The sequence below is a fragment of the Nocardia acidivorans NBRC 108247 genome, assembly GCF_001625085.1.
GTDB lineage: Bacteria > Actinomycetota > Actinomycetes > Mycobacteriales > Mycobacteriaceae > Nocardia > Nocardia acidivorans.
Map to the genome: position 1 here is coordinate 65,120 of NZ_BDAW01000041.1, position 15,820 is coordinate 80,939.

The 15,820-nt window shown below is 68.8% G+C and carries 5 protein-coding genes; all 5 read left to right on the plus strand.

Going from position 1 to position 15,820, the window contains the following annotated elements:
- Positions 1-218: 218 nt before the first annotated feature.
- Complete coding sequence (locus NA10_RS22530) at positions 219-3,851, plus strand: non-ribosomal peptide synthetase (protein ID WP_067571156.1); 3,633 nt, start codon at positions 219-221, stop codon at positions 3,849-3,851.
- A 69-nt stretch (positions 3,852-3,920) separates the two neighbouring features.
- Entirely contained in the window at positions 3,921-10,370 is a 6,450-nt protein-coding gene (locus NA10_RS22535; RefSeq protein ID WP_084515135.1) for a condensation domain-containing protein, read from the plus strand.
- 40 nt (positions 10,371-10,410) lie between these two features.
- A complete protein-coding gene (locus tag NA10_RS22540; RefSeq protein ID WP_067571158.1) occupies positions 10,411-11,175 on the plus strand; it encodes a thioesterase II family protein in 765 nt (254 codons plus the stop codon).
- Positions 11,172-12,542: a beta-ketoacyl [acyl carrier protein] synthase domain-containing protein gene (locus tag NA10_RS22545; protein WP_084515136.1), complete on the plus strand. Its 1,371-nt coding sequence runs from the start codon at positions 11,172-11,174 to the stop codon at positions 12,540-12,542. Before NA10_RS22540 ends, NA10_RS22545 begins: the two co-directional genes overlap by 4 nt.
- On the plus strand, positions 12,535-15,820 hold a 3,286-nt coding region (locus tag NA10_RS38805), incomplete at its 3' end, for an SDR family NAD(P)-dependent oxidoreductase (protein ID WP_067571160.1). The genes NA10_RS22545 and NA10_RS38805, both read left to right, overlap by 8 nt.

Below are 15,820 nucleotides of genomic sequence, written 5' to 3' on the forward strand. Positions count from 1 at the left end.
CGAACCGTCGGGAGTAGTCGATCGGGGTTCACGGAGTAATTTCCGTGGACCCCATTCGGCGTATTCCCTTGTCAGAGCGCTTTGCTCATATATTTAGGTTAGCCAAACCACACCCCTTCACCGTGCGAGTAAGCATGGGCTAACATCCTGGTTAAGTTAGGCAAGCCTACCTTTGGTGCCTCGACAGGAGGCGGCCCGTTCGCAGGATGAGGAGTTCGATGCTCGACAAGGCTGGGATTCGCGCACTCGTGGCGGCGGCGCTGGACGTCGCCCCCGAATCGATCGGTGACGGCGACGATCTCGTCAGCCTCGGCATGCACTCCATGAAGCTCATGCAGCTCTCCGCCGCCTGGCGCAAGCAGGGCTATGAGGTCCGCAGCTCCGCCCTCGCCCTGGAGCCCACCCTGACCGCCTGGACCGCCCTGCTGCTCGCGGGCCGTATCGAGGCCGCCGCGGAACCGGCAGCCGGAAACGCCTCGGACAGCGGAACTCCCGCGAGCACCGACCGTGGCCGCACCGAATCCGGGACCCCCGGTGACGAATTCGGCCTCGCCACCATGCAGCACGCCTACTGGATGGGCCGTCGCCAGGATCAGGCCCTCGGCGGCGTCGCCGCGCACCTGTACGTCGAATTCGACGGGAACGGCCTGGATCCCGAACGCCTGCGCCGCGCGGTCACCCGCCTGGTGCACCGGCATGAGCAGCTGCGCGCCCGCTTCACCGACAGCGGCACCCAGCAGACCCTGCCCGAACCGCAGCGCCCGGTCTTCGAAACGCTCACCCTGAACGCCGATTCCGAGGCCGCCGAGCTGGAACGCCTGCGCCAGGCCAAGAGCCATCAGCGCATGGATGTGGCGGCCGGACAGGTCATCGACATCGCGCTGTCGCTGCTATCGGGCGGCGGTCATCGCCTGCACGTGGATGTGGATATGCTCGCTGCCGACGCGCAGAGCTACCGCCGCATTCTGGAGGATCTGGCCACGCTCTACGCGACCGATGCCGACCTCACCGATTCCCCGGCCTACACCTTCCGCGCCTACCTGGCCGCGAAAGAGCAGGCGGCCCCGGACAATTCGGCCGATCGCGACTGGTGGGCGGCCCGCCTGGGCGACCTGCCCGGTATCCCGGCGCTGCCGGTGCTGCCCGAGACCGAGCGCCGCGACCCGAGTCGTAGTGTGCGCCTGCATCATTGGTTCGATCCGGCCGCGCGTCAGCGCCTGAACCAGATTGCGCACAGCCACGGTGTCACCCCCGCGGTCACCCTCGCCACGGTCTTCTCCGAGACCATTGCCCGCTGGTCCGCTCGGCAGCGCTTCCTGCTGAACGTCCCGCTGTTCAACCGGGAACCGCTGCACGACGATATCGACCGCGTGGTCGGCGACTTCACCAATTCGGTGCTGGTCGACGTGGACGCCACCCGCCGCGAATCCATGGTGGAGCGCGCCAAGCGCCTGCAACGCGAATTGCACACCTGCGCCGCGCATTCGGTCTACGAGGGCCTGGATGTACTGCGCGATCTGGGCCGCCTGCACGGTGCGCCGGTCACCCCGTCGGTGGTCTTCACCTCGGGTCTGGACCTGGGCGAACTCTTCTCCGAACGCGTACTGAGCGTGTTCGGCTCTCCGGTGTGGATCATCTCCCAGGGTCCGCAGGTGGACCTGGACGCCCAGGTCGTCGAGCTCAACGGCGGCCTCCTGGTGAACTGGGACCTGCGCCGCGACGCCCTTCCCGAAGGCGTCGCCGAGGCCATGTTCACCGAATTTCGGTCTCTCCTGGACGAATTGGTGGCCGAAGGCGCGGATTGGCACGCCGATCTCACCATCGACCTGCCGCCGTCCCAGCGCGCCGTCCGCGCGGCCGTCAATGCCACCGACCTCGAACTCGGCGGCCCCCGCACCCTGCACGAAGCCTTCTTCGCCCTGGCCGGCCGCCATCCCGATCGGCCCGCCCTGCGCTTGTGGAGCGATGGCGAACGCACCGAGGACGGTGTCACGTCCCAGCCCCGTCATCCCGGTGCGCTGTCGGCCGGGATCCATAGCGACCCGTCGCAGGACAGCCCGTGTGAATCCCGGCCGCAAGCATGCCGGGATGACGAGGGGTGGTCTCCCGCGTTCGGGTCCGGCAGCACATATGGCGAACTGGCCGGGCAGGCGCTGGCTGTCGGCCGCGCGCTGGTCGACGCGGGAGTACGCCCGGGCGACACCGTCGCGGTCATGATTCCCAAGGGGCATAGGCAGATTCCGGCGGTCCTGGGTGTGCTCGCGGCGGGCGCGACCTACCTGCCGATCAGCACCGAACAGCCGCGGGCGCGCCGCGATCGCATTCTGGAGCGCGGCGGTGCGCGGGTGGTGCTGGTGGACGCTCCGGTGGAGCTGCCCGTACGGGTCACCGCGCTGCCGCTGGCCGAGGCCGTCGCGGGGGAGCGGCTGGCGGCACCGCATATCGCGCCCGCCGATTCGGTGGCCTATGTGCTGTTCACCTCCGGTTCGACCGGTGAGCCCAAGGGCGTGGAGGTGAGTCATCGTGCGGCGGCGCACACCATCGACGCCATCATCACCCACTTCGATCTGGGCGCGGACGATCACACCATCGGGCTGTCGGCGCTGGAGTTCGACCTGTCGGTCTTCGATATCTTCGCCCCGCTCTCCCTGGGCGGCGCGGTGGTCGCGGTCGAGGCGGGTATCGAACGCGATGCGGTGGCCTGGTCCCGGCTGATCGCGGAAACCGGTGTGACGGTGGTGAACTGTGCCCCCGGCCTGATCACCATGCTGCTGGACACCGCCACCGCCGAGCAGCTGCGCACCGTTCGCGTGGTCATCACCGGCGGTGACCGGGTGAAATCCGCACAGGGCCATCGCTTCCGCGAACTCGTCCCCGGCGTGCGCTTCGCGGGCCTGGGCGGCACCACCGAAACCGCCATCCACTCCACCGTCTGCGAGATCACCGACAACTATCCGGCCGAGTGGGCGAATGTCCCCTACGGCACGCCGATGGCGAATGTGCGCTGCCGCGTGGTGAATTCGCGCGGCGAGGACTGCCCGGACTGGGTGCCGGGTGAGCTGTGGATCGGCGGCGTCAGCGTCGCCGACGGCTACCGCGGCGATCCCGAGCGCACCGCCGACCGCTTCGTCACCGTGGACGGCATCCGCTGGTACCGCACCGGTGATATGGCCCGCTACCTGCCCGACGGCACCCTGGACTTCCTGGGCCGCGCCGACCATCAGGTGAAGATCCGCGGTTTCCGCGTGGAACTCGGCGAGGTCGAATCCGCGCTGGCCGCACAGCCGGGCATTCGCGAAGCCGTTGCGCTGGTGACTGATTCGGGTCGCCTGGCCGCGGTCGCCGCAGCCGAGGACGCGATCTCCGCCGAGGTGATACTCACCGGCGTGCGAGACCTGCTGCCCGCGCACATGGTTCCCGAGATCCTCGAACTCGTCGCCGCGATCCCGTTGACCGGCAACGGCAAACTGGATCGCGCCGCCATCCGCCGTATGGTTGCCGCCGGTGACGATGCCGCCCCGGACACCTACGTCGCCCCGGCGACCGCCCTCGAAGCCGCGGTGGAGTACATCGCCGCCACCGTGCTCGGTATCGAGAAGCTCGGTGTGGCAACGGATTTCTTCGAGGTCGGCGGCAACTCGATTCTCGCCACCACCCTCACCGCCAAACTGCGCGGCCTGCTCGCCCTGGACCGGTTCGGCGTCACCGCCGTGCTGGAGGGCCGCACCGTGCGCGGTATCTGCACCGCGCTGCTGGCCGGGGAGCCCACCCCGGACCGGCTGGACCAGGTGTCCCGCATTCTGCTCGAGCTCGCCGAGATCCCGAATCCGGAGCCGGTCGCCGCGCGCTGATCGGTTCGCCGCGCCGGAATCCGCTCCGGCGCAAGGGTTCGTCGAAGTACAAGGATTGGTTCTCACCTGATGAAGTCGCTGGAAGACCTACAGGCAGCAATGGCAGCCCGCCTCGCCACCGCCGGCTTGGCGGCCGCACCCGCGGTCCCGGTGCGCCGGGACCGCACCCGCGCCGCCCTGTCCTTCGGACAGCGCTACGTGTGGGCGCATCAGCAGATCGCCCCGGACAGCGCCGCCTACAACCTCTGCCTGGCACTGACTTTCGACGGTGAGGTGGATCGGGAGGCGCTGCGCCGCGCCTTCCTGGCGCTGGTCCAGCGGCACGAGGTACTGCGCACCACGTACCACAATGACGAGCAGGGCGACCCCTATCAGCGCATTCACGACGACCTGCCGCCCCGGCTGACCGAAATCGACCTCACGACAGCGGATGTCGACGAGCAGCCCGCGCAAGTTCGCACCGCGCGGGATGCGCTCGGCAGCGGCCTGGACGCACTCGCCGGGGATTCGACCGAGGGCAGGACCGCGCCGGACCCGCGCGACATCGACCGGCGGCTGGCGGAGCTGACCCGGTCCGCCGCGCACGAGACCTTCGATCTGTCCTCGGAGTCGTCCCTGCGCGTGACCTTCGTCCGCACCCGCCCGCACCGTCTGGTCGTGCTGCTGGTGATCCAGCACATCGCCTGGGACGGGATGACCCTGCCCGCGGTCTCCCGCGATGTGGAGGACTTCTACCGCCAGGCCCGCACCGGCGACGTCACCGTGGAACCCCTGCGCCTACAGGTCGCCGACTTCGCCGAATGGGAGCAGGACCGCTACCGCGACGGCGACCATCGCGCCGAAATGGATTTCTGGGCAAGCCAATTCGACGGTGAGGTGCCCGAACTCCAACTGCCCTACGATCGCCGGCCCGTCACCGTCAGCGAGCGCGGCGAGCGCTTGGACCGGCTGCTGGGTGTGCGCGCGGACGCCAATCTGCGCCGCCTCTCCACCGACCTGCGCAGCACCCCGTTCGCGGTCTTCCTGGCCGCCTACTACCTGGCGCTGCGCCAGTTCACCGGTCAGCGCGACATCGTGGTGGGCACCACGGTGGCCAATCGCGAGGAGTCCGGTCAGGAACTGCTGATCGGCAATCTCTCCAATATGATTCCGCTGCGCTTCACCGGCGCGGGCGCGGGCACCTTCGCCGAGCTGGTGGATCAGGTGCGCGCCACCACCACCGAAGCCTTCAAGCACAAGCATTTCCCGCAGGAGGGCATCGTCCGCGCGGCCAACAGCGCCACCGGGCATGTCGGCTCCAAACTCTTCGACACCATGGTGCTGTTCCTGCATCAGAAGATCGACGGCCCGCAGCTGCCGGGCGCGACCACCAGCTGGGAACTCATCGACAATGGCGGCGCACTGCTGCCGCTGGTCGTCGAGACCTTCATGCACGGTGACCGCACCGATGTGCAGATCACCTACCGCACAGACCTTTTCGACCGCGGCACCATCGACCGCCTGCACGAGTACATCGATCAGGTGCTGGCCGCGGCCACCCCCGGTGCGACCCTGGGCTCCCTGGAAACCCTCTCCGCCTCCGACCGCGCCCGCCTGGACGACTGGTCCTTCGGCGACCGCCCCGCCATCACCTCCGACACCGTCGACGCCATGATCCGCACCTCCGCGGCCGAACATCCGGACCGAGTCGCGGTCATCTTCGAGGACACCGAACTCGACTACGCCGAATTCGACTCCCGCGTCAACGCACTCACCCGCATGCTCCTGGCTCGCGGCGTCCGCAACGGCGATCGCATCGGTGTCTACGCCGACCGCAGCGAATGGCTCCCCATCCTCTTCGCCGCCGTCCTGCGCGCGGGCGCGGTCTACGTCCCCGCCGACCCCAGCTACCCCCTCGAGCGCATCGAATACATGCTCGCCGACTCCGAACTCACCCTGATGGTCTCCGCCGTTTTCTCGGTGTCCCCCCGTCATCCCGGCGCGCTTTTGGCCGGAATCCACAGCCGCGGATCATCCACTGATGGTGTGGATCCCGGCCAAGAACATGCCGGGATGACGGGGGAGTCCGCTGCGCTCGTGTCGGGGGAGTCCGCTGCCCTCGCGGCAGGGGACGCTGCTGGGCCGACGGGGTTGCCGCTGCTGGATCTCGCGGATCCGGCCGTCCGCGCCGAGTTGGCTGCGGCCGAGACGAGTTCGATTCGCCCGGAGGAGTTGGCTCGGCCCATTCATCCGCTGGATGCGGCGTACCTGCTGTACACCTCCGGGACCACCGGCCGTCCCAAGGGTGTGGTCATTCATCACCGCGCCATTGCCAATCATGTGCAGTGGATGCGCGATTACCTCGGCTTCGGCGAGGAGCGCATTCTCCAGAAGGCTCCGATCGGCTTCGATGTCTCGGTCTTCGAGCTGGTGAACGCCCTGTGCACCGGTTCGGCCACGGTGCTGCCGCATCCGGAGTGGTGGCAGGCCGATGTGGCGGCGCTCGCGGGAATCATCGACCGGCACAGGGTGACTCAGCTGTCCCTGGTGCCGAGCGTTACCCGGGCCTTCCTCGATGCCGGGCCGGATCCGGAGCGCTTGCGCTCCATGCGGTACGTCTACCTCGGTGGCGAATCCGTGCCTCCCGCTCTCGTCGAAGAGGCGAGTCGGGTCTTCGGCGGCACCGTCCTGGGCCTGTACGGTCCGACCGAGGCCGCCATGGACCTCACCCACGAGGACTTCGCGGGGGCCCGTGGCGGTGATGAGATCCGCTCGGCGCTCATCGGTGTGCCCGAATGGAATTCGTCGGTCTTCGTCCTGGACGAGCAGCTGCGCCGGGTGCCGCCGGGCGTCACCGGTGAGCTGTACCTGGGTGGCGTGCAGCTGGCCCGGGGCTATCACCGCCGCCCGGGGCTGAGCGCGGGAACCTTCGTGGCCTGCCCGTTCGCCCAGGAATCCGGTGCGCGCATGTACCGCACCGGCGATATCGTGCGCTGGAATTCGCGCGGCCGCCTGGAATATCTGGGCCGCGTGGACGATCAGGTCAAGATTCGCGGTCATCGCATCGAACTCGGCGAGATCGGCACCACGCTGCGCCGCATGCCCGGAATCGGTTCGGCCGCCGCCGTCGCGCTGCCGCGCGGCAATGACTCGGTACTGGTCGGCTACTACGTCGCCGAGCCGAATTCGGTGTTCGCCAGTGACTCCGAGACCGACGTCGCCGCGAGCATTCGCACGTACCTGGCGGAACGCCTGCCCGAGTACATGATTCCGTCCGCCCTGGTGCGCATGGCCGCCCTACCGCTCACCGCGAACGGCAAGCTCGACCGCCGCGCCCTCCCCGAGCCCGATCTCGGCGGCAGCACCGGTCGCGGCCGAGATCTCGGCGACGGCCCGGAAACCCTTGTCGCCGAGGCGGTTCGCCAGGTCCTCGGCTTGACCGATGAGGTCACCCTCGCCGCCGACGACGACTTCCTGGCACTGGGCGGCGACTCCATCACCGCCATCCGCATGGCCTCGGCCCTGAAGAAGCGCGGCCTGGCCATCACCACCAGCGCTCTGTTCGACGCCCGCACCATCGCCGCCATCGCCGCCGCGGCCACCCCCATTGTCGACACCGCCGCACCCGCCCTGATCGACGCGGGCGCGGCCACCGGCTGGATCCCGCTCAACCCGATCGCCGTCATGCTGGTCGAAAAGGTCGGCGAATACACCGGATACAGCCAGGCCACCACCGTGGTGACCCCGGCCGACGCCACCGCCGAACGTCTCACCGCCGCGGTGAACGGTCTACTCGACCGGCACCCGCTACTGCGCGCTCGTCTCGGAAGCGCACCCGAGGATGAGCTGTTCCCCCGTCATTCCGGCGCGCCTTCGACCGGAATCCCCGCGGGTGGGGTGGATCCCGGCCACAAGCATGCCGGGACGACGAGTGGTTCCATTGCCTACTATGTGCCGGAGATCGGCGAGGCGTATCCGCCTGTAGCGCTGGTCGAAGTCGAAATCGACGGTGGGGATTGGGATCTCACCGCCGGTTCGGTGCTGCAAGAGCAGCTGCACATCGCCGGGAGCGGACTCGATCCCGCCGCCGGGCGCATGGTCGGCGCGGTCTGGGCGCGCACCCCCGATCACACCGTCGGCCGCCTGCTCCTGGTCATCCACCACCTGGTGGTGGACGGCGTCTCCTGGCGCATCCTGCACGACGATCTGCGTGCACTCTGGCAGGACGGCGCACTCGATCCCGAGACCGGAACCTCGGTCAAGACCTGGAACACCAATCTGCTTCGCTATACCGAAAGCGACACTCTCGCCGCCGAATTGCCGTACTGGCGAGCGGTAGCCGAGACCGAGGATCCGCTGCTGGGCTCGCGCGCCTTCGACCCGGCGGTGGACACCATCGCGACCCTGCACGAGGTCACCACCGAACTGGACGCCGAGGACACCCGCTTCCTCATGACCACCGGTGCGCAGGCGTTCGGCTGTGACTTCCTCGATATCCAGGTGGCGGCGCTGGCCGTGGCGGTGCACCGCTTCCGGCGCGCCAGGGCCCGCGATACCGGCACCGTCACCCTCACCCTGGAACGGCACGGCCGCGTCGAAACCCTGTTCGCCGGAGCCGATCTGGCCAATACCGTCGGCTGGTTCACCAGCGCCTATCCGGTCGCTCTGGATGTCATGCGCGGTGTCGAGATCGAGGTGACCGATGCGGTGAAGGCGGTCAAGGAACAGCTGCTGGCGGTGCCGGACTCCGGTATCGGCTGGGGCCTGCTGCGCTGGATCGATGAGCGGGGCGCAAACGTGCTGGCAGACCGGCCCGCACCGCAGCTCAGCTTCAACTACATGGGTCGCTTCGCGGTCGCAGACACCGCCGAAACCTGGGCTGCGGCACCGGAATTCGGCTATCTGGGTGGTCACGCCGACCCCGCCATGCCGGCGGCGGCGGTCCTGGATGTGAACACCGTGACCGTCACCGACGGTGACAGCGCCACCCTGCGCGCCTCCTTCCGCTTCCCGGCGGGCGTGCTCACCGATGCCGAGGTGCACGAATTCGCCGACCTGTGGGCGGGCGGCCTCCGCGATTTCGCGAAGACCGTGCGCGATGACTCCAGCCGCCGCTTCACCCCCGGTGACGTGCTGGCCCGCGAGGTCACGCAGTTGGACCTGGACCGCTGGCACACGCTCTACGGCGCGTTCGCCGACGTCCATCCCCTCGCGCCCATGCAGGCGGGGCTGTACTTCACCGCGCTCGGCTCCGGTGGCAAGGATTTCTACAATGTGCAGACCATGATCGCGGTGCGCGGCGCACTGGAGCTGCCGCGCCTGACGGCCGCCCTGGATACCGTGATCAACCGCTATCCCAATCTGCGCGTGGCGATTTCGGTATCGCACGCCGGACAGCCGTACGCGATCGTCACCGATCACGTACGGGTGCCGGTGCGCGAGGTGGACTTCTCGACCCGGTCGGATGCCGATCAGCGACTACAGGATTTCCTGCTGGCCGATCAGGGTGAACAGTTCGACCTCTCGCGCGGCCCGCTCACCCGGGCGACCGTGGTGCACCTGCCGGACGGGGTGCACATGCTCGTGCTGACCTCGCATCATCTGCTCACCGACGGCTGGTCCGGGCAGCTGCTGCCGCAGGAGATCTTCGCCGCCTACCTCACCGACGGCACCGCCGCGCCGCTGGGCAATCCGGACACCTTCGCCGAATTCCTGCGCCTGACCCAGGATCGCGAACAGGCCACCGAGGCCGCCTGGGCGGGTTACCTCGACGGTGTGCAGCCGTGCCTGGTCGCACCGAATCGCGTACCCGAGGGCGGCGGCGTGCCCACCGGCCGCTCCGCCGTCATCGACGCCGAGGTGGTGGAGCGGCTCACCGCTCTCGCCGCCGAAGTCGGCACCACCTTCAGCGTCATCTGTCAGCTGGCCTGGGCCAATGTCCTGCGCTACGTAACCGGTTCCGAGACAGCGGTATTCGGTGAGGTGGTGTCCGGCCGCCCCGCCGATCTCGACGAGGTGGACCATGCCGTGGGCTGCTTCGCCAACACCATTCCGGTGGCGGTCGAACTGCGCGGTGACGCCAGCTGGCGGGAGTTGCTCGCCGAAATCCAGCGTCGCCGAGTCGAACTCATGGAATTCCATCAGTACCGGCTCACCTCGGCCATCCGCGCCACCGGCGTGCGCAGACTCTTCGACTCGATGTTCGTCTTCCAGTCCTATCCGCCCGGCCGGGAGGAGCTGGAAAGCCTACTCGCGCAGGCGCAATTGGAGCTGGTCGGCTTCGAGGGCGGTGGCGCGACCGACAACGCGCTGCTGGTGATGATCTTCCCCGCCAATGCGCTGCTGCCCGGCGACGGAGTCCGGGCTGTGGTCTTCTATGCGGAGGACTCCTTCGACGACACCGAGGCCGAGATCATCGAGGCGGCCTTCCACGACACCCTGCGCGCTATTGCCGCCGCACCGGACACCCGCGTCGACGCGTCCGCCGTCATCGCCGACGAAGACCACGGCCTGCTGGTCATGCGCCGAATGTGGCAGTGAGAGCGGCGAATTCCAGCGTGCAGAAACAGGAGCAAGGACTATGAGCAATTCCCTCGGCTGGATCCGCAAATTCCATCGACCGCGCGCGGCGGGCAATCCGCCCCTGGTCATCTGCCCGCACGCGGGCGGCGGAGCCTCCACTTATCGCCCGTTCTCCAGGGCGCTGAGCGAGCATTTCGACGTCTCGATCTTCCAGTACCCGGGCCGTCAGGACCGGGCCCGCGAGGCCGCGCTGCGCACCGTGCCGGAGATCGCGGCGGGGGCGTTCGCGGAATTCGTTCGCGCACCGGGCAATACCGGTGAACCGATCACCGTCTACGGGCACAGCATGGGCTCGGTGGTGGCCTTCGAATTCGCGCGACTGGCCGAATCCGCGGGTATTCCGGTGCGTCTGCTCGCCGTCTCCGGTGCGGTCGCGCCGTGGCGGGTGGTGGATATGCCCGGGCACCCCACCGAGGACGAGGAGTTGCTCGATCACGTCGGCGGATTGCAGGGCACCGGAGCCGATGTGCTGGCCAACCGCGAGCTGATGCGCATGGCACTGCCCGCGCTCAAGGCCGACTACGCCGCCTTCGACGCCTACACCTGCGACAAGGACGTCCAACTCGACGTGCCGCTGCACGCGATGGGCGGCAGTGACGACGAATTCGTCTCCATCGGTGACCTGTACGGCTGGCAGGCGCACACACCGCACGAACTTCAGGTGAGCATGTTCGACGGCGGGCACTTCTATCTGCACGACCATATCGCCGCTATCGCGGAAACCCTTGCGGCCGAGCCGATCCGATCGGTAGCGGCGCGATGAGCGGCAATCGCGGCGGCGCGGGAGGCCCCGCGAACGGTGGCGCGCTGAAGGATACGGACGATCCGATCGTCATCACCGGTATGGCCGTCGAAGCGCCCGGGGGCATTGAAACCCCGGCGCAGTACTGGACCGCGCTGGCCGAATCACGCGATCTCATCGGGCCTTTCCCTCGCGATCGCGGCTGGCCCTTGGAGCGGCTGTTCGATCTGGCCCGCACCGAGGGCTGGGGCGAGGTCCGCGACGCGGGTGGATTCCTGGACACCGCGGCGGATTTCGATCCGCAGTTCTTCGGCATCACCCCGCGCGAGGCGGTCGCCATGGATCCGCAGCAGCGGGTCGCGCTGCGCGTGGCCTGGCGGGCGCTGGAGAACGCGGGCATCAATCCGGCCGCACTCGGTGACGGGGACGACATCGGCTGCTACATGGGCGCGTCCAATACCGAGTACGGCCCGCACGGTGCGACGGTCAACGACTACACCGGATACCGCGCGGGCGGTGCCGCACTGGGCGCGGTGGCCGGACGCATCTCCAATGTGCTCGGCCTGGGCGGCCCGTCCGTGGTGGTGGATGTGGCCTGCGCCTCCTCGCTGGCGGCGGTTCATCTGGCGGCCAACGCCATTCGCGATGACGAATGTGAATGGGCGCTGGCGGGCGCGGCCTGCGTCATGGGTTCGCCCGGCGCGTTCTTCGAATTCTCCAAGAACAATGCCCTCGCGCCGGACGGCCGATGCCGGCCGTACTCCGACAACGCGCTCGGCACACTCTGGGGCGAAGGCGTCGGAGTCGTTGTGCTGGAACGTGAATCGCGGGCACGGGCGCTCGGGCATCGTGTCTACGGCCGACTGCTCGCCTCCCGCATCAACCACAACGCCAAAGGCGCGCCCATCGCCGTGCCCAGTGCGGCGGCGCAGGAACGCCTGGTGCGCAGGACCGTCGCGGTCGCCGGTATCGATCCGAGTCTGGTCGACATGATCGAGGGCCACGGCACCGGCACCGCCGTTGGTGATCCACTGGAACTGACCGCCCTGCAACGGGTTTACGGCGCGCCCCGCACCGACGGCACCGCCCCGTTGCTCGGCTCGGTCAAATCCAATCTCGGTCACGCCCAAGCCGCGGCGGGCATGCTCGGCTTGATCAAAGTGCTGCTCAGCGGCCTGCACGGACAGATCGCGCCCACCCGCCACGCCGACAGCCCCAGTACCCGATTCGACTGGGAGGCCGGAAGTCTGCGGCTGGCCACCGAACTCACCGACTGGGAGCCGCGCGACGGCGTGCGCTACGGCGCGGTCTCGTCATTCGGCGTGAGCGGGACCAATGCGCACGCCGTGCTCGCCATGCCCGTCCTGGAAGAGGAGAACCATGCCTGACTATCGACTTCCGGACGGCAGCACCCCCATCCTGCTGTCCTGCGATACCCCCGACGCGCTGAAACGTGAGGCCGCCGGGCTCGCGGCGTATCTCGAGCAGCGACCACGGGTGACCCCGGATGCGGTGGCGGACATGCTGTTCCGCACCCGCACCCCGCGCAGGTACCGCGCGCTGATCGCCGCCACCGGCCGTGAGCGGCTGCTGGAGGCGCTGCACGCCGTCGCCGACGGGCAGCCGCATCCGACGGTCATCGCCGGTAATCGCGCGGCGACGGCGCGCCGCATCGCGTACGTCTTCCCCGGACAGGGCAGCCAGCGCCCCGGTATGGGCGTGCTCTACTACCGGTATTCGCCGGTATTCCGCGCCACGGTCGACCAATGCGATGCGCTTTTCCAAGCGCAGCATGGGATTTCGCCGCTCACCTATCTGCTCGACGAGGCCGGTGCGGTCACCGAGAATGTCGAGATCGTGCAGCCCGCGCTGTTCATGCAGATGCTCGGCCTGGCCGCCATCTGGCGGGCGGCGGGGGTCGAACCGCACCTGACCGTCGGGCACTCCCAGGGTGAGATCGCCGCCGCCGTGGTCTCGGGCATCATCTCGCTCGCGGACGGAATTCGCGTGGTCACCCTGCGCGCCGAATTGGTGGGTTCGCTGGAGCGCGAGAACGATTGGAATGGTCAGTGGGCCATGGCCGTGGTCGGTATCGAGCGCGATGAATGCGAGGCGCTACTGGCTCGTAACTCCGGCTGGGCCGAGCTCGCGGTGGTGAACTCCGCGCATGTGCTGGCCGTCTCGGGGGAGCGGCCCGCCGTCGCCGCGCTGGTCGAAAACCTCACCGCCCAGGCCAAATTCGCCAAGGAGATCCGCGTCGAATACCCCGCGCACACCTCCTTCGTCAGCAAATTCCGCGAGCAGCTCGAAGGCACGCTGCACGACACCCTCGACTCGCCGCACTTCGCCCCCACCGAAATCGCTTGCGTCGGTGCGACTCTCGGCGCGGCCATCACCCCCGACCTATCACCCGCCGAATACTGGTACTGGAACCTGCGCAATCGCGTCCGCTTCGACCTCGCCGTCGCCGAGGCCGCCGCCCGCGACACCGATATCTTCCTGGAGATAGCCGACCACCCGGCCCTCATGGTCGCCATGCAGGACACCCTTTCCGGCTTCGGCGCGGACCGCGATTTCCGCACCATCGGCACCTCCCGCCGCACCGCCACCGACCTCACCGAATTCACCGAGAACCTGGCCCAGGTAGCCGTCCTGGACACCACCTTCCCCTGGGATTCCCTGCGCGACACCACCACCGAAGTACAACGCCTCCCCCTCCTGGACTTCCCCAACACCCAAACCACCCCGAAACAACTCTGGGCCCCCTTCGACTACAACCTCGCCGCCCCCGCGAATACCCTCGCTGCCGAATCCCCTCGTCATCCCGCCGGATCCCCTGGGCATCTCGCCGGATCCCCTCGTCATCTCGGCGTCGAATCCGGGGAAGGAACCCGGACCGACCACCCGCTCACCGGACACCCGGTGGTCGCGCCCGGAACGGTTGTGCCGCAGCGCCTCGCCGAACGGTGGGTTCGTCTCGACCGCCGCAAATTGGTCCCACCGCGTGCGCTGACGATCATCGACCACACCGCTCGCCGGCCCGATCTCGCCGCCGCAATCGAACAGGCAGCGGCTAAACACGGTGCGACCATTGTCGAAGCACTCGGTACTGCGGGTACGGCGACCGGCGGCGGTGCCGAAGACCATGCCGGGAACGGTGGCGGCGCGGAGAACCGCCCATTGCCCGGTGGAAATGCCGGGGGCCGTGCCGCGACCGGCGGTGCCGAGGAACCTGCCATGGCCACCCGTGTTGACGAGGCGACCCGGTCTGCCGACAGCACCGCGGTGGCAGCGAGCCGCGGCACGGTGACCGCTGGGTTCAGCGCAGGAGCAGCTCACCGGACAACTGTTGGAACGAGTGATGCCGGGGCGAGCTCCGCTCCCGCTCAGCCGGGCTATGACACCGTGGTTGTGCTGGTGCCAACCTCCGCCGGCATCGATATCGCCACGGCGGTAGCGGAATCCGCTGCGTTCGTCGGTGATCGCGGGTGGCTTCCGGATCTCACCGGGGTGCGGGATGTCTGGTTGGTGACCTCGGGCGGGGAGCAGGTGCTCGACGGGGAGACGCCGAATATCGCCCATGCCGCGGCGCAGGCCGGGTTCCGCTGTCTCGCCGCGGAGTATCCGGGGGTCGGGTTCCGGCATCTGGATATCGCTGCGGGGCAGACGCTTCCGGACGCCGCCAAGGCTGTGCTCGGTGCGGTGCACACCGCCGGTGAGCCGGAGTTGGCCGCGCGCGGGGGTGCCTGGTACGCCAAGCGCCTCGTCCTGGACGAGAGGCCGGGGGACTGCCCGCTCACGCCTTCGGACCTGGATGAGGTCATGATCATCGGCGGCACGGGTGCGCTCGGGCTGGACTGCGCCGCCGAATTCGCGCGCGCCGGGGCGCGCCGCGTGACCCTGATCAGCCGCACCGGCGGCTCGGCGGAGACGAAAGAGCGTATTCGCGAACTGAATTCGCGCGGTGCCATCGTGGAGCTTCGTACCTGCGATGTCACCGATGACGAAGCCGTGCGCGCCCTCGGCGACGAGTTCGTCCGCACCCCGGTGAGCCTGCTGGTGCACGCCGCCGTCGACTACGCGGCCGCCGCCGCCGAGCCGAGCCCCGAAACCGTCCGTGCCGCAGCCGAATCCAAGGTGATCGCGCTCGACCGGATGATTCGCGAGCTCCCGCTCGCCCCCGATGCCCGGGTGGTGCTGTGCTCCTCGCTCTCGGCCACCATCGGCGGGCGCGGCCACGCGGTCTACGCCGCGGTCAATCGCATGCTCGATGCCGCCGCCACCGGCTACCGCCGCGACGGCATCGGCGTCACCTCCGTGCAATGGGGTCTGTGGCGCGCGGTCGGAGCCGACAATGCCGACGCCCTCGCCCGCATCAGCGGCGCCGGACTGCTCCCCATGGACCCGGCCGCCGCCATTGCCGCGGGCTTCGCCGCCTCCGGCAACAGCCTGGTCGTGGCCGCCGAATGGTCTACGCTGCGCGAGATTTTCGCCCTGTTCGGCCAGGACCCGCTCTTCGCGGACCTGCCGGATCGGCCGATCACACCGCCGTCCGCGACTGCCGCGGTTATCGGAGCCGCCGCGATCTCGACCAGCGGGGGTACCGCGCCCGGCAACTCGACGGGAGCCTCGGGGACCACGGCCACGGCAGCCTCGAGGGCCGGGG